The sequence below is a fragment of the Streptomyces sp. MA5143a genome, assembly GCF_900290235.1.
Lineage (GTDB): Bacteria > Actinomycetota > Actinomycetes > Streptomycetales > Streptomycetaceae > Streptomyces.
Map to the genome: position 1 here is coordinate 24,187 of NZ_OLMK01000050.1, position 23,377 is coordinate 47,563.

At 71.7% G+C, this 23,377-nt stretch carries 21 protein-coding genes; 9 read left to right on the forward strand and 12 right to left on the reverse strand.

The features are described from left to right. Window positions 1–71: 71 nt before the first annotated feature. From pfkB to SMA5143A_RS22745, 3 genes are all read left to right on the forward strand, one after another. Window positions 72–1,019, forward strand: coding sequence for a 1-phosphofructokinase (gene pfkB / locus SMA5143A_RS22735; RefSeq protein WP_107464713.1), 948 nt, complete (start codon window positions 72–74; stop codon window positions 1,017–1,019). Between the two features lie 223 nt (window positions 1,020–1,242). Continuing rightward, entirely contained in the window at window positions 1,243–3,393 is a 2,151-nt protein-coding gene (locus SMA5143A_RS22740) for a PTS fructose transporter subunit IIABC (protein ID WP_107464714.1), read from the forward strand. Between the two features lie 181 nt (window positions 3,394–3,574). Continuing rightward, the gene (locus SMA5143A_RS22745; protein WP_107464715.1) at window positions 3,575–3,853 is read left to right on the forward strand and encodes a hypothetical protein; all 279 of its coding nucleotides are present in this window, start codon (window positions 3,575–3,577) and stop codon (window positions 3,851–3,853) included. Between the two features lie 43 nt (window positions 3,854–3,896). Here SMA5143A_RS22745 and SMA5143A_RS22750 read toward each other — a convergent pair whose 3' ends face one another. The 5 genes from SMA5143A_RS22750 to SMA5143A_RS22770 all read right to left on the reverse strand — a co-directional run bounded on the left by SMA5143A_RS22750 (window position 3,897) and on the right by SMA5143A_RS22770 (window position 9,116). After that, complete coding sequence (locus tag SMA5143A_RS22750; protein ID WP_107464716.1) at window positions 3,897–4,655, reverse strand: DUF6227 family protein; 759 nt, start codon at window positions 4,653–4,655, stop codon at window positions 3,897–3,899. 169 nt (window positions 4,656–4,824) lie between these two features. Beyond that, window positions 4,825–6,045: a L,D-transpeptidase gene (locus SMA5143A_RS22755; protein WP_107464902.1), complete on the reverse strand. Its 1,221-nt coding sequence runs from the start codon at window positions 6,043–6,045 to the stop codon at window positions 4,825–4,827. Window positions 6,046–6,195: 150 nt separating this feature from the next. After that, the gene (locus SMA5143A_RS22760) at window positions 6,196–6,606 is read right to left on the reverse strand and encodes a hypothetical protein (protein WP_107464717.1); all 411 of its coding nucleotides are present in this window, start codon (window positions 6,604–6,606) and stop codon (window positions 6,196–6,198) included. Between the two features lie 87 nt (window positions 6,607–6,693). Next, the gene (locus SMA5143A_RS22765; protein ID WP_258193676.1) at window positions 6,694–7,776 is read right to left on the reverse strand and encodes a P1 family peptidase; all 1,083 of its coding nucleotides are present in this window, start codon (window positions 7,774–7,776) and stop codon (window positions 6,694–6,696) included. A 56-nt stretch (window positions 7,777–7,832) separates the two neighbouring features. Then, window positions 7,833–9,116 carry a low temperature requirement protein A gene (locus tag SMA5143A_RS22770; protein WP_107464718.1) on the reverse strand — a complete coding sequence of 428 codons (1,284 nt, stop codon included), beginning with the start codon at window positions 9,114–9,116 and terminating at the stop codon, window positions 7,833–7,835. Between the two features lie 268 nt (window positions 9,117–9,384). On the opposite strand from SMA5143A_RS22770, the gene SMA5143A_RS22775 reads away from it, so the two are divergent. Next, on the forward strand, window positions 9,385–9,567 hold the full coding sequence (locus tag SMA5143A_RS22775; protein ID WP_107464719.1) for a hypothetical protein: 183 nt from the start codon (window positions 9,385–9,387) through the stop codon (window positions 9,565–9,567). Window positions 9,568–9,595: 28 nt separating this feature from the next. On the opposite strand, the gene mscL is transcribed toward SMA5143A_RS22775, so the two are convergent. The 6 genes from mscL to SMA5143A_RS22805 form a co-directional block, all read right to left on the reverse strand. Further along, window positions 9,596–10,069: a large conductance mechanosensitive channel protein MscL gene (mscL, locus tag SMA5143A_RS22780; protein WP_107464904.1), complete on the reverse strand. Its 474-nt coding sequence runs from the start codon at window positions 10,067–10,069 to the stop codon at window positions 9,596–9,598. Window positions 10,070–10,192: 123 nt separating this feature from the next. After that, complete coding sequence (locus SMA5143A_RS22785) at window positions 10,193–10,777, reverse strand: hypothetical protein (protein WP_375136537.1); 585 nt, start codon at window positions 10,775–10,777, stop codon at window positions 10,193–10,195. 592 nt (window positions 10,778–11,369) lie between these two features. Then, window positions 11,370–12,284 (reverse strand): S-methyl-5'-thioadenosine phosphorylase, encoded by a 915-nt coding sequence (locus tag SMA5143A_RS22790; protein WP_258193677.1) that lies wholly within the window; start codon window positions 12,282–12,284, stop codon window positions 11,370–11,372. An 87-nt stretch (window positions 12,285–12,371) separates the two neighbouring features. Further along, window positions 12,372–12,695: an FmdB family zinc ribbon protein gene (locus tag SMA5143A_RS22795; RefSeq protein WP_107464720.1), complete on the reverse strand. Its 324-nt coding sequence runs from the start codon at window positions 12,693–12,695 to the stop codon at window positions 12,372–12,374. 69 nt (window positions 12,696–12,764) lie between these two features. Beyond that, complete coding sequence (locus tag SMA5143A_RS22800) at window positions 12,765–14,036, reverse strand: MFS transporter (protein WP_107464721.1); 1,272 nt, start codon at window positions 14,034–14,036, stop codon at window positions 12,765–12,767. 308 nt (window positions 14,037–14,344) lie between these two features. Next, complete coding sequence (locus SMA5143A_RS22805; RefSeq protein ID WP_258193678.1) at window positions 14,345–15,946, reverse strand: potassium/proton antiporter; 1,602 nt, start codon at window positions 15,944–15,946, stop codon at window positions 14,345–14,347. A 233-nt stretch (window positions 15,947–16,179) separates the two neighbouring features. On the opposite strand from SMA5143A_RS22805, the gene SMA5143A_RS22810 reads away from it, so the two are divergent. Beyond that, window positions 16,180–19,029 carry a penicillin acylase family protein gene (locus tag SMA5143A_RS22810; protein ID WP_107464722.1) on the forward strand — a complete coding sequence of 950 codons (2,850 nt, stop codon included), beginning with the start codon at window positions 16,180–16,182 and terminating at the stop codon, window positions 19,027–19,029. A 69-nt stretch (window positions 19,030–19,098) separates the two neighbouring features. Here SMA5143A_RS22810 and SMA5143A_RS22815 read toward each other — a convergent pair whose 3' ends face one another. Next, a complete protein-coding gene (locus SMA5143A_RS22815; protein WP_107464723.1) occupies window positions 19,099–19,707 on the reverse strand; it encodes a 5-formyltetrahydrofolate cyclo-ligase in 609 nt (202 codons plus the stop codon). A gap of 102 nt (window positions 19,708–19,809) precedes the next feature. Between SMA5143A_RS22815 and galU the strand changes: the two genes are divergently transcribed. The 4 genes from galU (at window position 19,810) to SMA5143A_RS22835 (ending at window position 23,357) form a co-directional block, all read left to right on the forward strand. Next, a complete protein-coding gene (gene galU / locus SMA5143A_RS22820; protein ID WP_107464724.1) occupies window positions 19,810–20,712 on the forward strand; it encodes a UTP--glucose-1-phosphate uridylyltransferase GalU in 903 nt (300 codons plus the stop codon). Window positions 20,713–20,717: 5 nt separating this feature from the next. Then, window positions 20,718–22,040 carry a molybdotransferase-like divisome protein Glp gene (gene glp, locus SMA5143A_RS22825; protein WP_107464725.1) on the forward strand — a complete coding sequence of 441 codons (1,323 nt, stop codon included), beginning with the start codon at window positions 20,718–20,720 and terminating at the stop codon, window positions 22,038–22,040. Between the two features lie 130 nt (window positions 22,041–22,170). Continuing rightward, window positions 22,171–22,653, forward strand: coding sequence for a cyclic pyranopterin monophosphate synthase MoaC (gene moaC / locus SMA5143A_RS22830; RefSeq protein ID WP_055519988.1), 483 nt, complete (start codon window positions 22,171–22,173; stop codon window positions 22,651–22,653). Beyond that, window positions 22,650–23,357: a MogA/MoaB family molybdenum cofactor biosynthesis protein gene (locus SMA5143A_RS22835; RefSeq protein ID WP_308812042.1), complete on the forward strand. Its 708-nt coding sequence runs from the start codon at window positions 22,650–22,652 to the stop codon at window positions 23,355–23,357. The genes moaC and SMA5143A_RS22835 overlap by 4 nt, the downstream gene beginning before the upstream one ends. Window positions 23,358–23,377: the final 20 nt, after the last annotated feature.

The window sequence follows — 23,377 nt, forward strand, 5'->3', positions numbered from 1 at the left end:
ACCGACGTCGCGGGCAAGGTGGCCGTCAACGGCTCCGTCGAGGGCCGCGCCGCCGGCCGGAAGGCCCGCGCATGATCCTCACCGTCACCCCCAACCCGTCCCTCGACCGCACCTACGAGGTCCCCTCCCTCGACCGCGGCGAGGTCATCCGGGCCACCGGCGAACGCATGGACCCGGGCGGCAAGGGCGTCAACGTCTCCCGCGCGGTCGCCGCCGCCGGACAGCGCACCGTGGCCGTCCTGCCGCTGGGCGGCGCGCCCGGCGCGCTCGTCGCGGATCTGCTCGACGCGCAGGGCATCGAGGTCGCACGGGTCGCCGTGGCCGGGGCGACCCGCTCCAACATCGCCCTCGCCGAGGCGGACGGCGTCCTCACGAAGATCAACGCGCCGGGCCCCGAACTCTCCGCCGCCGAGCGGGAACTCCTCCTGGAGACCGTCCGCACCCAGTCCGTCCACGCCTCCTGGATCGCCTGCTGCGGCAGCCTCCCGCGCGGCCTCGCCCCCTCCTGGTACGCCGAACTCGTCGCCCGCGCGCACGCCGCGGGCGCCCGGATCGCCCTGGACACCTCAGGCCCGGCCCTGCTGGCCGCCCTCCGCGAACGCCCCGACGTGGTCAAGCCCAACGCCGAGGAACTCGCCGAAGCCGTGGGCCGCCCTCTCGCTACCGTCGGCGACGCCGTCAAGGCCGCGGAGGAACTGCGGGAGATGGGCGCGGGCGCGGTCCTGGCCAGCCTCGGCGCCGACGGACAGGTCCTCGTGAACGCCTCCGGCACCTGGTTCGGCAGCGCCCGCGTCGACGCCGTCCGCAGCAACGTCGGCGCCGGCGACTCCTCCCTCGCCGGCTTCCTCATCGCCGGCGGCCACGGCCCCGACGCCCTCGCCTCCGCCGTCGCCCACGGCGCCGCCGCCGTCCAACTCCCCGGCAGCGTCATGCCCACCCCCTCCGACCTCGACCCGTCCGCGGTGACGGTGACGACGGAGGTACCGGTGGACCGCGTCCTGAAGGAGCCGGTGGCATGAGCGAGCGAACGCGAACGAACCTTCGTTCCGTATTACTCCGGCTCCGCCCGGGAAGGCGTAGTCTCCCCGGCCTCCCCGGCCGCGTCGGTCCTGTCGGCGTCATCGGCCTCGTCGGCCCCGGCCGGTCCTTCCTCTCGACCCCCTTGGCCGGCGCCCCCCACACTTCCGTCCCCACCCCCGCCCACCTCACCCCCCGGGCGATACGCGTGCGAAGGAGCCCGCGATGAGCGAGATGATCACCGCGGATCTGGTCGACCTCGACCTGTCCGCCGAGACGAAGGAAGCGGCGGCGCGTGCCCTCGCCGAGCGCATGGTGACGAAGGGCCGGGTCACCGACCTGGACGGCTTCCTCGCCGACGTGGCCGCCCGCGAGGCTCAGATGCCGACCGGTCTCGACGGCGGTATCGGCATCCCTCACTGCCGTAGTGAGCATGTCACCGAGCCGACCCTGGCCTTCGGGCGGAGCGCCGCCGGTATCGACTTCGGTGCCGTCGACGGCCCCGCCGACCTGATCTTCCTGATCGCCGCCCCGGCGGGCGCGGACGACGCCCACCTCACGATCCTCTCCTCGCTCGCCCGTCAGCTGATGAACACCGAGTTCACCGACGCCCTCCGCGCGGTGGACGACGCGGCCCGCGCCGCCGCCCTCATCCGGGGCGACGCGACGGCCGAGAACACCGAAGACTCCGCGGCGGCGTCGGGCGGAACGGCCTCCCCCGACGCCGCCGCGGGCAGCACGCCCCCGAAGGAGCCCGCGGCCGCGACGGCCGCGACGGCCGCGACGGCCGCAGCGGCTCCTGCGGCCTCGCCCGCGGCCTCGCCCGAGGCCGCACCCGCGACGTCGCAGGCGGGTGCGGCGGACGAGCCCGCCCCCGCCGGCCGCCCCTTCCGGATCGTCGCCGTCACCTCCTGCCCCACCGGCATCGCGCACACCTACATGGCCGCCGAGTCGCTGGAGAACGCGGGCCGGGACACCGACGGCGTCGAGATCGTCGTCGAGACGCAGGGTTCGGCCGGTTTCAGCCGGCTCGACCCGGCGGTCATCGCCGCCGCCGACGGCGTGATCTTCGCCCATGACGTCCCCGTACGGGAGAAGGACCGGTTCGCCGGGAAGCCCACCGTGGACACCGGTGTGAAGGCCGCCATCAACCGCCCCGCCGAACTGATCGCCGAGGTCCGCGGCAAGGCCGAACGCGGCGAGATCACGGCCGCCGCCCGCCCGGGCACCCCCGTGGAGCGCGCGGGCCAGCCCGGCGAGGGTTACGGCACGAAGCTGCGCAAGTGGCTGATGACGGGCGTGAGCTACATGGTCCCGTTCGTCGCGGCGGGCGGTCTGCTGATCGCTCTCGGCTTCGCGATCGGCGGCTACCAGGTCAACGAGGCGAAGTCGGTCACCGAGCACTTCGACTGGGGGCAGATCGACAGCTGGGGCGCGCTGCTGTTCCAGATCGGCGCCGCCGCCTTCGGCTTCCTCGTCCCGGTCCTCGCCGGTTACATCGCCTACGGCATGGCCGACCGGCCCGGTCTCGTGCCCGGTTTCGTCGGCGGTGCGATCTCCGTGACGATCGGCGCGGGCTTCCTCGGCGGTCTCGTCGCCGGTCTGATCGCCGGTGGTGTGGTCCTCGCGATCCAGCGGATCGAGATCCCGCCGGTGCTGCGCGGCATCATGCCGGTGGTGGTGATCCCGCTGGTGTCGACGGCGGTGGTCGGGTTCCTGATGTTCGTGGTGATCGGCAAGCCGATCTCCGAGGCGCAGAAGGGTCTGACCGACTGGCTGAACGGCCTCTCCGGCACCAACGCCATCCTCCTCGGCGTCCTGCTCGGCCTGATGATGTGCTTCGACCTCGGCGGCCCGGTCAACAAGGTGGCCTACGCCTTCGCCACCGCCGGTATCGCCGTCCAGGACCCCAGCGACTCCGCGATGAAGATCATGGCCGCGGTCATGGCCGCCGGTATGGTCCCGCCGCTGGGCATGGCCCTGGCCACCACGATCCGCAAGAAGCTGTTCACCTCGGCCGAGCGCGAGAACGGCAAGGCGGCCTGGGTGCTGGGCGCCTCGTTCATCTCCGAGGGCGCCATCCCGTTCGCGGCGGCCGACCCGCTGCGCGTCATCCCGGCCTCCATGGCGGGCGGCGCGGTCACCGGCGCGCTGACCATGGCCTTCGGCTCGACGCTGCGCGCCCCGCACGGCGGTGTCTGGGTCACCTTCCTGATCGGCAACCCGTTCCTGTACCTGCTGGCCATCGCGGTCGGCACGGCGGTCACGGCCGGGCTGGTCATCGTCCTGAAGGGCATGCGCAAGACCCAGCCGGGCACGGCCGCCGAGGCCGCTCCCGCCACCGGGACGCAGACGAAGGAGCCGGTCGCGGCCTGAGCCCCGCGACCGCCCACCGGCCGCAGCCCTCCCTCGTGGGGGTTGCGGCCGGCCGCGTTTCACAGTGAGCCCCATGCGCCCCTTTGGGCGCCTTTACGACCCCTGTGAGTCGTACGCCGTACCTGCGAGATACGTCACCATCCGGGCTCAAAGTCCCGTCCGGTGGTGTCTACTGGAGGGCATGCCTGAGCACGTGTCGATCCTCCAGTTGGTGGGCGTGGCCACCCTCGCCGTCGCGGCGGTCATCTGGGTCGCCGTGCTGGTCCGCGTTCTGCGCCGGGACGGCGAGGCGCATCGCGCCCGCTTCATGGATGTGGCCCGGCGCCGTGGGGGGCGCCTTCGCGGCCTGCCCCACCAGCGCCGCAAGGGCCCGCACGTCGAGCATGTGGAACTGACCCCGGCCGAGCAGGACGCCTTCGCTTTCCTGGCCCGTCAGTTCACCGATGACCGTCTGGCCTGAGCGGCCGGCCCCGGGCCCTCACGGCCCGGTCCGCCCTCGAGCCCTACCCGAGTAACCCCGCCCGGCGCTCCATCGCGTCACGGGCCGCGTCCTCCGTCGAGTAGACCTCGCACATATGGCGCCCGTCCGGTGTGGCCGTGTGCTCCACCTCCCACAGGGAGATCTCCTGCCCGTCCGTGAGCAGGAACGCGTGCTCGTAGAGCGAGAAGCTCAAGCCGGGCCGACTGCCCCGGCGGGACCGGCTCGGGCGGCCGAACGCCTGGGTGATCTCATGCGCGAACGCGGTCCGCAGCAGCAGCGTGGCGATCTCGTCACCGGGAGGGTCCGGATTCTCCGCGCGCCGCAGCAACCGCCGGGCATGATCCGCGGAGTCGTCCGGCGTGTACGCGTGGCGCGGCTCGGGGAACGCCGCCAGCTCCACCATCGCGGGCAGTTCGAAATCCGGCGCGTCCGGAGGCAGCGGCAGCCGCGCGGTGGCGGCCCGCAACTCCTCGTCGTCGGTGTAGACCTCGTGCTGGGTCTCACTGCCGGGGACCGTGTTGTGCACCAGCTCCCACAGGGTGACCGCGGAGCCGTCGGCGAGCAGCCACGTGTGCCGGTACGTCGCCCGGTGCAGGCCCGAGCTGTAGTGCGCGGAGTGCAGCGAGCTGTCATGGGCGAGGGCGCAGTCGAGCTGCCGTATGGTCTCGTCGGGCAGCTCGAAGGAGTTCAGGGCGCGACCGAGGAGCCGCGCGAGGTGCTCCTCCGGAGACTCGGGCGACTCGGCTGGTTCGTACGCTGCCGTCTCGTACGGAACGCTCAAGGTTTCTCCCGGCGTTGCTGCATGTCACCTTGTGGGTGCATACCGTAGCCCCTCGGTCGGACATCATGTCCGGGAACCGAGAAAACGTACGTCCGTGAAACGGCCGGGCCGCGCGGTTCGTTCCCGCGCGGCCCGGCGAACTCTCTGACGGGTCCTCAGAATTCCGAGGTCAGACGACGCTTCCGGCCTTCCAGGCGCTCCAGGACATGTTCCAGCCGTTGAGGCCGTTGTCCGGCGCGACCGTGTCGTCGGGGGAGTTCTTGACGATCACCACGTCACCGGTGAGCGAGTTGTCGAAGAACCACTTGGCGATCGTGTCGCCGTTCGCGCCCCGGACGTCCGCCAGGCCGACGCAGCCGTGGCTGGTGCCCTGCCGGCCGAAGGGCGGGTTGCCCCGGTTGTACCAGTAGTTGCCGTGGAGGAAGGTGCCCGACGCGGTCAGACGCATCGCGTGCGGCACGTCCGGGATGTCGTACTCGCCGGCGAAGCCGACCGTCGAGCCGTCCATCCGCTTCTCCTTGAACTTCTCCGAGATCACCATCTGCCCGTTGTACGTCGGGTTGTCGGCGCTGCCGGCCGAGATCGGCACCGTCTTGATCGTCTTGCCGTCCCGGACGACCTTCATCGTCTGGGTGCTGACATCGACGGTGGAGACCTGCGACCGCCCGACGGTGAAGGTCACCGTCTTGTCCTGCACCCCGTACAGCCCGTTCGCACCCTCGACCCCGTCCAGGTCGATCTTCATCGTGACCTTGGAACCGGCCTTCCAGTACTCCTCGGGCCGGAAGTCGAGCCGCTGCGCCCCGAACCAGTGTCCGACGACCTCCTGCCCGCTGCTCGACGTCACCTTGATGTGCGACTGCACGGCCTTCTTGTCCGTGATCGCCTTGTCGAACGTGAACGACACCGGCATGCCGACACCGACCGTGGTGCCGTTGTCCGGGGTGTACGTGCCTATGAAGCTGTTGGCGGTGGAGACCGTCGTGAAGCGGGAGTCGGCGGACGACGTCTTGCCCGCCGCGTTCTTCGCCGTCGCGGAGATCTGGTACTTCGTCCCCCGCTCCAGCTGCCCCTTCGGCTGCCAGGAGCGTCCGTCCGCCGCGATCTCGCCCGGAACCTCGGTGCCGGCCTCCGTCGCGGTCATCTTCACCTCGGTCAGCTTGCCGCCGCTGACCTTCACACCGGTCGAGTTGATCGACGCGCCCGTCGAACCGTCCTTCGCCGAGATCGTGATCCGCGCCGCCGAGTCCTTGACCGACGCCTTGTTGTCCCCCCCGCCCTGGTTGTCGGCCTGGGCGTCCCCGCCACAGCCGGTCAGGGTCAGCGCGCCGGCCACCAGCACGGCACAGGCCCCCATCACACGCCGCACAGCAATCTTCGGCCTCGTCACGATCTGCTCCACCTTCTACGCGTCCACGTGATCTACGTCATCCGCTCCAGTACGAGGAGAAAGAGCGACCGGCGGCCGACAGGGTTCCCCACTTCCGTCCCACACGCCATCACGTGACAGAACCGGGACAATCGCCTCCCGCGCGAACCTCTACGCCCCCCTCAACACCCTGTCCCGGTACGCCTGCCACGCATCGAACGACGACCGCCCCGACTCGTCGGTGAGAAAGCCCCCCGACCCGGTCTCGACGGCCCTCGCCCCCAAGGCGTCCGTCACCGCGAGCGCCGCGCGCACCGCCCCCTCCCCACCGCCGTGGAAGATCAGGCCGACGCCGGTGACCCGGGTGTCATCGGCTTCGGTGGTCGTGGTGGAGAGCGAGAACCCCGGCCCCTCGTACTCCCCCCACCCGTCCTCCCCGAACGTGATCCCGGGCAACACCCCGGCCAGGGCGGCCCGTACCTCCCGCCCCGTGCCGATGACCGGCGGCTCCCAGTCGGCCTCGATGTCGGCCGGTGACTCGGCCTCGGGCGGGAACCGGTAGACGTAGACATCCCAACTCATGACCGCAACCTAGCCCCGCCCACCGACACTCCGGCCGACAGCCCTCCGTGACCCCGTGCGGCTCACGCCCAGCTCGGGGGTGCCCCCCTACGACTCCTCGCTCCCGTACAACTCCCCGTACGACGGCCACGTCCCGCCCGGTCCGTCCACGGGCTCGGCCGCCCGCACCGCCCGGACGATCGCCCGCGTCACCAAGTCGGCGCTCGCCGAAAGGAGTTCGTTCAGGGCGAGTGGACCGGAGTCCGGGGCGAGCGGGCGGGCGCCGGTGGCCAGGGTGAACACCGTGTCGCCGTCGTTCAGCAGATGCACGGGCCGCACGGCGCGGGCGATACCGTCGTGGGCCGTGCCGGCGAGCTTCTGGGCCTGGGCGCGGGTCAGTTCGGCGTCGGTCGCGACGACCGCCAACGTCGTGTTCAGCGGAGGAGGCGGACTCTTCGCGGCGGCCTCGGCGATCCTGCGGCGCGCCACCTCGTGCACCTCGGCCGCCGGATACTCCGCTCGCCCCTGGAACAACTCCCCGTACAGCACCCCCGTCTCCGGATCCATCACCGACCCGGCGGCGTTCGCCACCACCAGCGCGGCCACCGTGATCCCCGAGCCGAGCACCGTGCTCGCGGTGCCGACACCGCCCTTCAGCAGCCCGACCGTCGCCCCCGTCCCGGCGCCCACGCACCCCTCCGCCACCGGGGCACCGAACCCGCTCGCCGCCGCCGCCTCCACCGCGGCCCGGCCGGTCGCCGCGTCCGGTCTGGCCCGGAAGTCGCCGCCCCGGCCCAGATCGAAGACACAGGCCGCCGGCACCACCGGCACGACATGCGCCGGATCGGAGCCGACCCGTACCCCGCGCCGCCGCTCCTCCAGCCAGGCCATCACACCCGACGCCGAGTCCAGGCCGTACGCGCTGCCGCCGGTCAGCACCACCGCCTCGACCCTCTGCACCAGGTTCCGCGGGTCGAGCGCGTCCGTCTCCTTGGTGCCGGGCCCGCCACCGCGCACATCCACGGCCGCCACCGCGCCGCCCTCCGGCGCGAGCACCACGGTCGTACCGGTCAACCAGCCGCCGCCGGCCCGCGTGGCGTGCCCGACCCTCAGCCCGAGCACGTCGGTCAGGGCGTCCACAGGTTCGGGGCGGTCGGAGGGCATGGGGGTGCCGGAGGTCTCGGGTGTCATCTGCGTCCTTGTCTGCGACCGGGGCGTGCGTGTGTCGGAGCGTGCCTGTGGCTCCCTCAACCTTGCCCTGACGCGGCTGTTCCGGCCCCCTCCGCACTGGCCGTACGTGCCGTCAGCACCACGCCGATCGCCACCGTCCCCGCCGCCACGACGCCCGCCGCCAGGACCGCCCAGTGACCCAGGAACGTGCACAGCACCACCGCCAGCGCGGCCAGCGGCAACACCGCCTGCTGCGCCGTGCCCACCTTGTAGTGACGGGCGTGCAGCGCCCACACCGACAGCAGGTAGAGCGCCGTCGGCAGTGTCACCGCGGCGGACGCGGCCAGCGTCGAGATGTGCGCCTTGTGCACCGCCTCCTCCACCGCGACCTCCAGCCCGGCGCCGATCGCGGCCGCCGAGGCGAAGATCAGGTAGTGACCGTAACCCCACAGGAAGCTCTCCCTGTTGGAGCGCAGATGCCCGTGGATCGGCACCGTGAAGTAGATCCACCACGCGGAGAACACGATCAACAGTCCGCCCAGCGCGATCGGCAGCAACTCGCCCAGCGCGTCGTTCTCGTCCGCGGCCGACTTCACGGCGACCGTGGCCGCCAGGATCGTCTCGCCGAGCACGATGATGGTGAACAGGCCGTACCGCTCGGCGATGTGATGCGGATGCCAGGACGTGGAGAAGTCCTTCTCCGCGTACACAGGGACGCACAGCTCCAGGATCGCCATCCCCAGGAACAGCCACGGTCTGGCCGGCTCGGGCAGGATCAGCAGGCCCAGCCACCCGGCCTGGCACAGCGCCACACCGGCCGCGTACCGCAACGCCATGACACGCTCGGTGCCCTCCGCCGACCGGGCCACCCGCAGCCACTGCGCGGTCATCGCCAGCCGCATGATCGCGTAACCGAGCCAGACCAGCAGGAAGTCGTGGTCCTCGAAGGCCCGGGCGACCCCCGCGGCGAGCACCAGCACACCGAATATCTGGACGAGGGTGACGACCCGGTAGAGCACGTCGTCGTTGTCGTACGCCGAGGCGAACCAGGTGAAGTTCATCCAGGCCCACCAGATCGCGAAGAAGACCATCGCGTAGTTGAGGATGCCCTCGGCCGCGTGGGCCTCGGCGACGGCGTGCACCAACTGGACGCCCGCCTGGGCGACGGCGACGACGAAGCACAGGTCGAAGAACAGTTCGAGGGGCGACGCGACCCGGTGTGTCTCCCCACGCCCGCGGGCGACCAGCCGACGCACCGGAGGCCGGCCGACACCAGGCGGAGGGGCGGAAGCCGTGGCCGGGTGGGAGCCCGGGTCGGGGTCCCGCGCCGGGGGCGTCGAGGGCGTGGAACTGGACGTCATGGCGCCAAGCACACCAGAAAACCCGGGGGAATTCTCGCTCAGGTGTTCATGAGTGCGCGTACGGGCCGGGGGAGTACACGGAGGGGTCCGGCGACCGACTCGGGTGGGGGACGGAGCTGCCCGGCGACCGGCTCGGGTGGGGGATGGAGCTACCCGACGACCGGTTCGGGTGGGGGATGGGAGCATCCGGTGACCGGCTCGGCCCGCGGCTGGGGGTGGCCGGTGGCTGGGCTGCGGGCGTTCGCGCGGGGGACCGTACCCTGGAGGCATGAGTAGCGCTCCCGCCCCCGAGCCGCGTGACCCCAAGGCCGCGCTGGTTTTCGACGACCCGCTCAGCCGGCCCTCGTCCGACGACACGGACCACGGCTGGGGCGAGCGGCCCGGCGAGGGCGGCGACAGCGCGGCCGACCTCAAGCGCTTCCTCGACGAGAAGCCGCCCCACCACCTCTGACCTCGCCGGGCATACGCCGGGCGGGCGTCTACTCGCGGTCGTGGCCCGAGCCACGCTGCGCCACCAGGGCGTCGCGGATCTCCTTCAGCACCTCCAGCTCCGTCACCTCGATGACCTCGTGGGTGCCCTCCTTCGCCTTCCGGCGGGCCTCCTGGCGGGCCAGGTACTTGGCCATGGGCAGGACCATCAGGAAGTAGACGACGGCCGCGGTGATGACGAACGTCAGCGTGGCGCCGAGAACCGAACCCCAGGCGATCTGGATGCCCGTCACCGTGCCGTCCTTGGCGACCGCGCAGGGGGCCTCCAGACAACTGGTGTAGTTGTCGAGGTTCTTGGTGCCGAAGGCCCCCACCAGGGGGTTGATGATGCCCTTCACCACGGAGTTGACGATGTTCGTGAAGGCCGCGCCGATGACCACGGCGACGGCCAGGTCGACGACGTTCCCCCGCATCAGGAAGGCCTTGAAGCCCTCCCAGACACTCGGATCCTTCTTCTCGCTCACCACGAGCCCCCTTTGCGCTGGTTGTGGAACAAACGACTCCGCAACCTACGTCAAGGCCCGCTCCGACTGTCCCATGGGGTCCCACCAACGAGGGACTTGACCGGTGGCCGGGGGCCGGGCGCCTCACCACAGCGTCACCGCCAGGCGGGAGGTCGCGCCCGCGCCGGCCAGGCGCGCCGCCGTGGAGCGGGGCACCGACAGGACGACCAGGGCGCCGCTCTCCGTGGCGCTCGCCGCCGGCACCTTTGTGACGCGGGCGCCCCGCGCGACCACCCGCGCGTCACCGCCCGTGGCGGACTGCTCCGCCGCGATCACGTCGACGCGGTCGCCGGGGCGCAGCAGCCGTACCGTCGCGCCGTCGGCGATGCGTACCGGTGCCGTGACCGTGCCGGTGGTGGCCCGGTGCTCGGGGACGGGGTCGGCCACGGGGTGCCCCCTGACCCGTTCCCCCTGCACTTCCCCTTCTCCGGGGCCCGCCCCCGTCGCCAGCAGCGCGGCGGCGGTCACCGCCAGACCGGCCGCCATGGCCCGCCTCCGGCAGCGGGCGAGGCGCCGCAACCGCTGTGCGCCGCCCCGGACCCGCACCGGCGGGAAGTGCGGGACCTCGCAGGTGGGAGGCGCGTCGGCACCGGGCGGCCCGGCGGCCCAGGAGGGCAGACGGGCGGACACGGAGCCGGATGCGCACGAGGGCGGGATCGCCGACGGCAAGGAGACCGACGGGGCCGAGGAGGCCGAGAGGGACGAGGGGCCTGAGGTGGACGTGTGCGTGAGCCCGGGCCTGCCCGAGGCCGAGGCCGTCGGCGTGGACGAGAGAGCGGACGAGAGCGCGGACGAGAGCGTGGACGAGAGCATGGACGAGGGACGGGACATGAGGTCACCACCTGCTGCGTGAGATCGGCTTGCGGTCCCACGATGAGGCTTCGCGGCGGAGCCCGCTGGGCCCTGTGGATCGTCCACCGACTGTGGAAAACCCCGCCACCCGAACGAGGCGTTCCGGCGGGCCGTCCCCCCCCAGCTCCCGGCCGGTCGCCCCGCCGCCGGAACAACCGGTCCGGCGCCGCAGTCACCACCGTCGCGCCCAGTCCCACCCGACCTTCCCGGCCTCCGTCTTCCGGGCCCTCAACCCACCCCCGTCACCTCCGCCTTCCCAGCCCCCGCCCCACCGGCCCTCATCCCTTCCAGCCGCCAGGCCCGCCAACCAGGCCGACCAGGCAGACCCGCCAACCAGGCCGACCAGGCAGACCCCCCACCCCCGCCGACCAGGCAGAGCCGCCACCCCGGCCGACCCGGCCACACCCCGTCACGGCAGCTCGAACCCCGGGTCCATTCCCCCCAGTGCCTTCGTGCACAGGCAGTCGCGACTGGCGGTCGGCTGTAGTGCGGTGATCGTGTCGAAGAGGACGCCGCGGAGGCGGTCGATGTTGGCGGCGAAGACCTCGAGGACCTCCTCGTGGGAGACACCCTCGCCGGTCTCGGCGCCCGCGTCGAGGTCGGTGACGAGGGTGAGGGACGTGTAGCAGAGCTCCAGCTCACGGGCGAGGATCGCCTCGGGGTGGCCGGTCATGCCGACGACGGACCAGCCCTGCGCCTGGTGCCAGAGGGACTCGGCGCGGGTGGAGAAGCGGGGGCCCTCCACGACGACGAGGGTGCCGCCGTCCACCGGTTCCCAGTCCCGGCCGCGGGCCGCTTCCAGGGCTGCCTTGCGGCCGGCGGGGCAGTACGGGTCGGCGAGCGAGACGTGGACGACGTTGGGGATCGTGCCGTCGGGCCGGGGCAGACCGTCGAAGTACGTCTGCTCCCGGGACTTCGTGCGGTCCACCAGCTGGTCCGGCACCAGGAGCGTGCCGGGGCCGTACTCGGGGCGCAGCCCGCCGACCGCGCACGGGCCGAGCACCTGGCGCGCCCCGACGGACCGCAGCGCCCACAGGTTGGCGCGGTAGTTGATGCGGTGCGGCGGCAGATGGTGGCCGCGGCCGTGGCGCGGGAGGAAGGCGACCCGGCGGCCGGCGATCTCGCCGAGGAACAGTGAGTCGCTCGGCGGCCCGTACGGGGTGTCCACCTGTATCTCGGTCACGTCGTCGAGGAAGGAGTAGAACCCCGAACCTCCGATGACACCGATCTCCGCCCGGTCGGCCGCCGACGATTCGGTCGACGTGGCCGCCGACGCTCCGGTCGACGTGGCCACCGCGTTGCCCAGCTGCTCCGTGTTCGCCATGCCCGCACCCTAACCGGGCGCGGGGACGCCGAAGACCCTGCCGTCGGCGAACGACGGCAGGGCCCGGAAGGAAGCGCCGCGCGCGTACTAAGCGGCGGAGGTGCTGCTGGAGCTGCTGCTGGTCGAGGACGAGCCCGAGGACGACTTCGCGTCCGAGGACGACGTCGAGGACGCGGCCTTCGAGTCCGAGGAGGACGACGACTTCGACGACGCCGGGCTGCTGCTCGACGACGAGCCGCGGCTGTCGTTGCGGTAGAAGCCGGAGCCCTTGAAGACGATGCCGACCGCGGAGAACACCTTCTTGAGGCGGCCGTTGCAGCTGGGGCACTCGGTCAGGGCGTCGTCGGTGAACTTCTGCACCGCTTCGAGGCCCTCACCGCATTCGGTGCACTGGTACTGGTACGTCGGCACTGGTCTTCCTCCTGGCACTCTCACTCGATGAGTGCTAACGACGATCCATAGTGACCTATTCCAAGGCCATCAGTCCACTGTCACCGGCACTCGGTGACCGACGACACGCGCGACGGTACGGCTCCGGGGCCGTGCCACCAGGCGTGAGCGCAGCGCCAGCAGGGTCACCAGCGCCAGTGCCGTACCGGCCATCGGCACCAGGAACCCGGCGCCGCCCCACAGCCGGTCCTCCAGCTGTCCGGCGGCCGTGACGGCGGCCGCCTGGCCGAGCGCGACCGCGCCGGTCAGCCAGGTGAACGCCTCCGTACGGGCACCCGCCGGGACGAGGCTCTCGACCAGGGTGTAGCCGGTGATCAGCGCGGGCGCGATGCACATGCCGACCAGGAGCCCCAGGGCGGCGAGCACGGCCACGGAGTCGGCGGTCCACAGGGCGGAGGCCATGAGCGCGAGGGCCGTGTACCCGGCGATCAGGCGCCGTCGCGGAGTCGTCCTCCAGGCGATCGCGCCGCAGACGATGCCGGAGAGCATGTTGCCGGCGGCGAACACGCCGTACAGGACGCCGTTCATGCCCGGCTCGCCGATCGACTCGCTGAAGGCGGCGAGCGAGACCTGCATGCCGCCGAAGACGGAACCGATGCCCAGGAAGGCGACGATCAGGACGCGCACACCCGGGACCGACAGCGCGGAGACGTGCTCCACGCGCGCGTGGGAGGCGGGTACGACCGTGGGCTGCGTGCCCCGCTGCGCGGCGAACAGCAGTCCGCCGACCAGCGTGAGCGCGGCCTCGGTGAGCAGCCCCGCGGCCGGGTGCACGGCCGTGCAGAGCGCGGTCGCCAGCAGCGGGCCGAGTACGAAGGTCAGCTCGTCCGTGACGGACTCGAAGGCCGCCGCGGTCGACATCAGGGGCGAGCCCTTGAGCTTGACGCCCCAGCGGGCCCGCACCATGGGCCCGACCTGAGGCACCGAGGCACCGGTCGGCACGGCGGCGGCGAACAGCGCCCACAGGGGGGCGTGGGCGAGTGCCAGCGCCGTCAGGGAGAGGGCTGCCACCCCATGGACGAGGACGCCCGGGAGCAGGACGGCGCGCTGCCCGTAGCGGTCGGCGAGACGGCCGCTGTACGGGGCGAACAGCGCCATGGAGACTCCGGTGACGGCGGCGACGGCGCCCGCCGCCCCGTACGAGCCGGTGGTGTGCTGCACCAGCAGCACGAGGGAGAGCGTCAGCATCGCGAACGGCTGGCGTGCCGCGAAGCCGGGGAGGAGGAACGTCCACGCGCCGCGGGTGCGCAGCAGCTGCCCGTATCCCGGGCGGGACGCCTTCGAGGTGACCGTGGATGCCACGGCCCGTGCCTTTCCGCCGCCTGGTAGCGCGGTCCCCAGGTCGCGGGGCCGGGCGCCGAGAGCTGTCCTCTTGCGCCACTGCGGTAGATGCCGACGCCCACGGAAGGGGGCGATCCGGCCGCCATACGGTCGCGCCAGCTCTGCGTCAGACAGAGTTGGTCCGATCAAGTGCGCCTTCATCGTACAGGGGGAACGGGCAGTTCACCTGTGAAAATGCGCACTTCCGGCGGCCGGGCCTCCGAATCCGGATGGTGTGAACGGTTGGAAATCTGTCCTTAACGGCCCGCCGCCGCCCCGCCGCCGCCCGCTCAGCGGCCGGATCCGCCGTTGCCGTTCCCCGTGCCCAGCCATCCGGCGAGCTTGCCGCCCTGGCCGACGGCCCGCAGGCGCCGCTCCGCCCTGTCGCGGACGGGGTCGGTGGCGACGACGAGGAGCTCGTCCCCGCGGCGCAGCACGGTGGTCGGCAGGGGCACGAAGGACGTGCCGTCGCGGACGACGAGGGTGACGGCCGAGCCCGCGGGCAGCCGCAGCTCGTTCACCTCGACGCCGTGCATGCGGGACCCCTCCGGGATCGCCACCGACAGCAGGTGTCCGCGCAGCCGCTCCAGGGGCGCCGATTCGATGCCGAGGTCGGCGGCCTCGTCGCCGCTGCCGCCCAGTCGCAGCTTGCGGGCCAGCCAGGGCAGGGTCGGCCCCTGGACCAGGGTGTAGACCACGACCAGCACGAAGACGATGTTGAAGATCCGGCGGCTGCCCTCGACGCCGCTCACCATGGGGATGGTCGCCAGGATGATGGGCACCGCGCCGCGCAGGCCGGCCCACGACAGCAGGGCCTGCTCGCGCCACGGGATCCGGAACGGCAGCAGGCCCACGACGACGCTCAGCGGTCGCGCCACCATGGTGAGCACCAGGCCGATGACGAGCGCGGGCCAGATGTCGTCGCCCATCTCGTGCGGGGTGACGAGCAGACCGAGCAGGACGAACATGCCGATCTGGGCGATCCAGCCGACGCCCTCGGCGAAGCCGCGGGTGGCGGGCCAGTGCGGCAGCTTGGCGTTGCCGAGCACCATGGAGGCCAGGTAGACGGCGAGGAAGCCGCTGCCGTGGGCGAGCGCGCCGGCCGCGTACGCGGCGACGGCGATGGCCATGACGGCGATCGGGTAGAGACCGGAGGCGGGCAGGGCCACATGCCTGAGGCCCCACGAGCCCAGCCAGCCCACCGCGAGGCCGATGGCGGCGCCGATCGCCAGTTCGAGGGCTATCTCGCCGATCAGGACGTACCAGTGCTCGACCGGTCCGGCCGTGGAGAGCGCGGCGACGAGGATGACCACCGGGGCGTCGTTGAAGCCGGACTCGGCCTCCAGGGTGCCCGTCACGCGCGCGGGGAGGGGGATCTTGCGCAGCACGGAGAACACGGCGGCGGCGTCCGTGGAGGACACCACCGCGCCGATGATGAGCGCCTGCCGCCACTCCAGTCCGATCAGGTAGTGCGCCCCCGCGGCCGTCACCCCGACGCTCACCGCGACCCCGACCAGCGCCAGTGAGCTGGCGGCCGGCAGGGCCGGCTTGATCTCCTTCCACTTCGTGCCGAGGCCGCCCTCCGCCAGGATGACGACGAGGGCCGCGTAGCCGATGACCTGGGTCAGTTCGGCGTTGTCGAAGTGGATGTCCCCGATGCCGTCCTGGCCCATGGCGATGCCGATGCCGAGGTAGACGAGCAGGCTGGGGAGCCCGCTGCGCGACGAGATCCGGACCGCGGCCACCGCGACCAGGAGGACGAGCGAGCAGACGAGCAGGAGCTGGTTGAGGTCATGGACAGTCAGAGGGTCGTACCTTTCTCGCCGAACCGCACGTGGTTCCAGGTGGTGGGCTGCCGAGCACCTGAAGCGGGCACGTGCGCGTGAGGGCATACGAAGCCGATCACGGGAACCGTGCTGTGGGGGTTACTTCAGTGCAAGTACTTCGTTACCTTACCTAACTCTTGACGATTTCTTGACGCTTGCGGGTGCATGATCGAACGTCCGTCTGTGCCAGTTCCCGACTCCGCGTCAAGTCGTGTCGGGCCCTGCGCCTATGGTTGCTCCAGCGTTCAGTACAAAGCACAGCCCGACCTGCCGCTCGTGTTAGGACAGCAAGGACAGCGATGCCCCCCAACACCACCGCCTCCTCCGGCAAGCAGTCCGGCAAGTCCGGCAGGAAAAAGGGGCGCAAAGTACGCCTTCTCCTGATCGTCCTGGTTCTGGCCCTCATCGGCGGCGTCGGCTTCGGGGCGTTCTGGTCCATCAGCACGGTCCGCGCCTCGTTCCCGCAGACCAAGGGCTCCATAACCCTGGAGGGCCTGTCCGGCCCGGTCGACGTCAAGCGCGACGGCTACGGGATCCCGCAGGTCTACGCCTCCTCCGACGAGGACCTGTTCATGGCGCAGGGCTACGTCCAGGCGCAGGACAGGTTCTACGAGATGGACGTGCGCCGCCACATGACGGCCGGCCGCCTCTCGGAGATGTTCGGCGAGGGCCAGGTCGACAACGACGAGTTCCTGCGCACCCTCGGCTGGCACCGCGTCGCCGAGGAGGAGTACAAGTCCACGATCTCGGCCGAGACGAAGAAGTACCTCGACGCGTACGCCAAGGGGGTCAACGCCTACCTCGCCGGCAAGGACGGCGAGGAGATCTCCCTGGAGTACGCGGCCCTCGGCTTCGCCAACGACTACAAGCCCGAGGAGTGGACCCCGATCGACTCCCTGGCCTGGCTGAAGGCCATGGCCTGGGACCTGCGCGGCAACATGCAGGACGAGATCGACCGGGCCCTGATGACCAGCCGCCTCGGCCCCAAGCAGATCGCCGACCTGTACCCGCAGTACCCGTACGACCGCAACAAGGCGATCGTCCAGGAGGGCACGTACGACGAGCTCACCAAGACCTGGACCGACGGCTCGGGCACCTCGCAGAACGCCGGCGGCGCCGCGCAGGGCACGGGCGGCACGGGCACCGGCACGGGCGGCACGGGCACGAACACCGGCGGCACGGGCACGGGCGGCACTGGGACCGGGACGGGCACCGGGACCGGCGCGGGCACCGCGGGTGCCTCCTCCGGCTCCTCGGCCGTCCAGACCCAGCTGACGGGCCTCTACGACGTCCTGGAGGACCTGCCCGAGGCCGTCGGCGTGAACGGCAACGGCATCGGCTCCAACTCCTGGGTCGTCGCCGGCAGCCACACCATCACCGGCAAGCCCCTGCTCGCCAACGACCCGCACCTGTCGGCCTCGCTGCCCTCCGTCTGGTACCAGATGGGCCTGCACTGCAAGTCGGTCTCGCAGAAGTGCCAGTACGACGTCGCCGGCTACACCTTCGCCGGGATGCCCGGAGTGGTCATCGGCCACAACCGGGACGTCTCCTGGGGCATGACCAACTCCGGCGTCGACGTCACCGACCTGTACCTGGAGAAGCTCACCGGCGACGGCTACCAGTACGGCAGCAAGGTGCTGCCGTTCGAGTCCCGCGAGGAGACCATCCAGGTCGCCGGCGGCTCCGACAAGAAGATCGTCGTCCGCACCACCAACAACGGGCCCCTGCTGTCCGACCGCAGCAACGAACTCGTCCAGGTCGGCAGGAAGGCCACCGTCGACCGGGACGCCCCCGACCGCGGCGACGGCTACGGCATCGCCCTGCGCTGGACCGCGCTGGAGCCCGGCACCACCATGGACGCCGTCTTCGCGATGAACAAGGCCGCCGACTGGAACGGCTTCCGCAAGGCCGCCGCCCTGTTCGACGTGCCCTCGCAGAACCTGATCTACGCCGACACCAAGGGCCACATCGGCTACCAGCTGCCCGGCAAGATCCCCACCCGCGGCAAGGGCGACGGCTCGATCCCCGCACCGGGCTGGGACACCAGGTACCGCTGGAACGGCTACATCGACCAGGACGAACTGCCCTACGAGTACGACCCGGACCGCGGCTACATCGTCACCGCCAACCAGGCCGTCGTCGACGAGAAGTACCCCTACACCCTCACCACCGACTGGGGCTACGGCACGCGCGCGCAGCGCCTCACCAGCCTGATCGAGTCGAAGATCAAGGGCGGCGGGAAGATCTCCACCGAGGACATGCGCCAGATGCAGATGGACAACAGCAGCGAGATCGCCAAGCTGCTGGTTCCGCTGCTGCTGAAGATCGACGTCAAGGACAAGCACATCCGGGAGGCGCAGAAGCTCCTGGAGGGCTGGGACTACACCCAGGACGCCGACTCGGCCGCCGCCGCGTACTTCAACTCGGTCTGGCGCAACATCCTCAAGCTCGCCTTCGGCAACAAGCTGCCCAAGGAGCTGCGGGTCAAGGGCCAGTGCCTGTCGGTCGAGCCGGTCGACAGCACCGGTCCCGCCGACGAGGACCGCCGGGTGCGCGAGTGCGGCAGGCGCGACGCCGACCAGGCGCAGCCGGACGGCGGCGACCGCTGGTTCGAGGTGGTCCGCCGGATCATCGACGACCAGGACAACGCCTGGTGGTCCACGCCGAAGCTGCGCAACCAGAAGGCCGCCGACACCCGCGACGAGCTGTTCGCCCGGGCCATGCGCGACGCCCGCTGGGAGCTGACCGCCAAGCTCGGCAAGGACATCGACACCTGGAGCTGGGGCCGGCTGCACCGCCTGTTCCTGAAGAACCAGACGCTCGGCACCGAGGGCCCCGGCTTCGTGAAGTACCTGCTCAACCGCGGCCCCTGGAAGCTCGGCGGCGGCGAGGCCACGGTCAACGCCACCGGCTGGAACGCGGCAGGCGGCTACGAGGTCGTGTGGGTGCCGTCGATGCGGATGATCGTGAACCTCGGGGACCTCGACAAGTCCAAGTGGATCAACCTCACCGGCGCGTCGGGCCACGCGTACAACGCGCACTACACGGACCAGACCGGCAAGTGGGTCAAGGGCGAGCTGCTCACGTGGTCCTTCTCGAACAAGGCGGTCCAGGACAGCACGAGCGACACGCTGCTGCTCAAGCCGTGACCGGCTGACCGAGCGGAAGACCAGGAAGCGGCCCCCACGCGTGCGTGGGGGCCGCTTCCTCGTGTCCGGTCACCGGAAGCGGCGCACCCCCGAAGGGGTCACCGCCGCGTGCACCGGGCGGTCGTGCGGTTCCTCCGGGACCCGGTCCACGACCTCCGTGTCGTAGAGCAGCACCACCAGCGCCGGGTCGGCTCCCGCGCGCTCCAGGCGGGCGAGGACACGGTCGTACGAGCCGCCGCCCCTGCCCAGCCGCAGCCCGCGCGTGTCCACGGCGAGCCCGGGCAGGAGGACGACATCGGCGGCGATCACCGCGTCGGGGCCGAGGTGCTCACCGGTGGGCTCCAGGAGGGCCATCCGGCCGCCGCCGTGCCGCACGCGCGCGAGGGAGGCCTCTCCCTCGTACACACCCCAGTCGAGGTCGTTGTCCGGCAGGAGGGCCGGCAGCAGGACGCGCACCCCGCGCGCGCGGAGCGCGTCGAGGAGCGCGAGGGTGCCCGGTTCCTGCCCCACCGAGACATACGCCGCGACCGTGCGCGCGTGCGCCAGTTCGGGCAGATCGAGGGCCCGGCCGGCCAGGGCGCCCGCCGTTTTCCTCACGTCATCGTCCGTCAACCCGTTCCTCACCGCGAGGAACTCTTTGCGCAACGTTCGCTTGGGAGGCTCCGCTTCGCGACCCATCTGACTCACAGGTTGCTCCAGTACCCTTCTAATCTGCTCATATGAGAGCGAATTAACCGGAGCCACAGAATCTTCCTAAAGGCACCGGATATGGTTGCGGACATGACTGAGGCGAACCCCAGGATCAGTAAGGCTGTCATTCCCGCCGCGGGTCTCGGTACTCGCTTTCTCCCGGCCACCAAAGCCACTCCCAAGGAGATGCTGCCGGTCGTGGACAAGCCCGCGATCCAGTACGTGGTCGAGGAGGCCGCGGCGGCAGGGCTCGACGACCTCCTGATGATCACCGGACGCAACAAGCGTCCCCTAGAGGACCACTTCGACCGCAACCACGAGCTCGAGTCGGCCCTGGAGAAGAAGGGCGACGGCAGCAAGCTCGCCAAGGTCCAGGAGTCCAGCGACCTCGCGACCATCCACTACGTCCGCCAGGGCGACCCCAAGGGCCTCGGTCACGCCGTCCTGTGCGCCGCCCCCCACGTGGGCAACGAGCCCTTCGCGGTCCTCCTCGGCGACGACCTGATCGACCCCCGCGACCCGCTCCTCCAGCGCATGGTCGAGATCCAGGAACAGCACGGCGGCAGCGTCATCGCGCTCATGGAGGTCGCCCCCGAGCAGATCCACCTCTACGGATGCGCCGCCGTCGAGAGCACCGAGCACGGCGACGTCGTCAAGGTGACGGGCCTGGTCGAGAAGCCCGACCCGGCCGACGCCCCGTCCAACTACGCGATCATCGGACGCTATGTCCTCGCCCCGCAGATCTTCGACGTCCTGCGCAAGACGGAGCCGGGCCGCGGCGGCGAGATCCAGCTCACCGACGCCCTCCAGCAGCTCGCCGCGGACGAGAAGGTCGGCGGCCCCGTGCACGGCGTGGTCTTCAAGGGCCGCCGCTATGACACCGGGGACCGTGGCGACTATCTGCGTGCCATTGTCAGGCTCGCGTGCGAACGTGAAGACCTGGGCCCGGACTTCCGGACCTGGCTCCGCAGTTTCGTAGCCGAGGAGATGTAGCCACTTTGAGCAGCGCCGCGACCCGCGCCACCGACCGGGACCACCTGTGGTCGGTGACCGAGCACCTGGAGGACGTCCTCGCCACCGTCCGCCCCCTGGAACCCATCGAGCTGCAGCTCCTCGACGCCCAGGGCTGCGTCCTGGTCGAGGACGTCACGGTGCCGGTGTCGCTGCCGCCGTTCGACAACAGCTCCATGGACGGGTACGCGGTGCGGGTCGCGGACGTCGCGGGCGCGAGCGAGGAGTTCCCGGCCGTGCTCACGGTCGTCGGGGACGTGGCGGCGGGCGCGGCCGAGCAGCCCCACGTGGGACCCGGCGAGGCCGCCCGCATCATGACCGGCGCCCCCCTGCCGCCCGGCGCAGAGACCGTCGTCCCCGTGGAGTGGACCGACGGCGGCCTCGGCGAGGGCCCCGTCTCCGGGATGCGGGCCCGCAGCGCGAGCCCCGACGACGCCACCGGCCAGGTCGCCGTGCACCGCGGCGCCGAGGCACGCGCGCACGTACGCGCGAAGGGCAGCGACGTGAAGGCCGGGGAGCGCGCCCTCGCCGCGGGCACCGTCCTCGGCCCGCCGCAGCTCGGGCTGCTCGCCGCCATCGGCCGGGCCTCGGTACGCGTACGCCCGCGCCCGCGCGTGGTGGTGCTCTCCACCGGCAGCGAACTGATCCCGCCGGGCGAGCAGTTGGGCACCGGCCAGATCTACGACTCCAACAGCTTCGCCCTCACCGCCGCCGCCCGCGACGCCGGCGCCATCGCCTACCGCGTGGGCGCCGTCGCCGACGACGCCGAGACCCTCCGCTCCACCATCGACGACCAACTCGTCCGCGCCGACCTCGTGGTCACCACCGGCGGCGTCAGCGTCGGGGCGTACGACGTCGTCAAGGAAGCCCTGGAGTCCGTCGCCGACGAGGACGAGGAGGGCGCCGGCATCGAGTTCCGCAAGCTCGCCATGCAGCCCGGCAAGCCCCAGGGCTTCGGCACCATCGGCCCCGACCACATCCCGCTGCTCGCCCTTCCGGGCAACCCGGTGTCGTCGTACGTCTCCTTCGAACTGTTCGTCCGGCCCGCCATCCGCACCCTGATGGGCCTGGAGGACGTCCACCGTCCGACGACCACGGCGACCCTCCGGGCACCCAAGGCGCTGACCTCGCCCGCCGGGCGCCGCCAGTTCCTGCGCGGGACCTACGCCGACGGACAGGTCACGCCCGTCGGGGGCGCCGGATCGCACCTGGTCGCGGCCCTGGCGCAGGCCGACGCGCTGATCGTGGTCCCCGAGGACACCGAGTCGGTCGAACCGGGCACGGAGGTCGAGGTCGTCCTGCTGGGCTGAGGCCCCGCGGAGGCGATCCGCGGCCGCAGCGGTCCTGCTCGGCCGAACCGCCGAGGGTGGCGTACCGTGTCGCGCACAACAGGACGCGCGCCGCACCGCGACGGGCCCCGACCGGGAGCGCCACACCACCATGAGTACGCCGCAGGACCGACTGACCCACATCGACGAGGCGGGCGCCGCGCGCATGGTCGACGTCTCAGGGAAGGACGTGACCGCGCGTACCGCCCGCGCCAGCGGCCGGGTCCTGGTCTCCCCGCAGGTGGTCGAACTGCTGCGCGGCGAGGGCGTCCCCAAGGGCGACGCCCTCGCCACCGCGCGCATCGCCGGGATCATGGGCGCCAAGCGCACCCCCGATCTCATCCCGCTCTGCCATCCGCTGTCGGTGTCGGGCGTCAAGCTCGATCTGTCCGTCGCGGACGACGCCGTCGAGATCCTGGCCACCGTCAAGACCACGGACCGCACCGGCGTCGAGATGGAGGCCCTCACCGCCGTCTCCGTCGCCGCGCTCACCGTGATCGACATGGTCAAGGCCGTCGACAAGGCCGCGGTCATCACGGACGTGCGCGTCGAGGAGAAGACGGGCGGCAAGTCGGGCGACTGGAGCCGGTCATGAGCGACACCCCGCACCCGGCGCCGGACCCCGCCCCCCACGGGTCGGCCGCGCACGATCAGGCCCGGGGCGCCGCACACCCGTCGGCACCGGACGCCCCACCCTCCTCCGCCGAGGGCGCCGGCACCGCGTACCGCGCGCTCGTCGTGACCGCCTCCAACCGGGCCTCCGCCGGGGTCTACGAGGACAAGGGCGGGCCGCTGATCGCCGAGGGGCTGGCGCGGTTCGGGTTCGCCGTGGAGGGACCGCAGGTGGTGCCCGACGGCGACCCCGTGGAGGCGGCGCTGCGCGCGGGCGTGGACGCCGGGTACGACGTGATCGTGACGACCGGTGGTACGGGCGTCTCGCCCACCGACCGCACCCCCGAGGCGACCCGCGCGGTCCTCGACCACGAGGTGCCCGGCATTCCCGAGGCGATCCGGGCGTACGGCCGGGACAAGGTGCCCACGGCGGCACTCTCCCGGGGCCTCGCCGGAGTCGCCGGCCGCACCCTGATCGTCAACCTGCCGGGCTCCACCGGCGGCGTACGGGACGGTCTGGCCGTCCTGGAACCGCTGCTGACCCACGCCGTCGACCAGATCCGCGGTGGGGACCACCCGAGGCCGGCCGAAGGCGGGGGCGCCCCCGCCTCCCCCGTCTCCCCCGCGGCCTCCCTCGCCGCCGAGGACCACGAGCGATCCTCCGGACCCCATGGGGGTGCGAGCTGAACAGCCCATCCTGGCCCGTA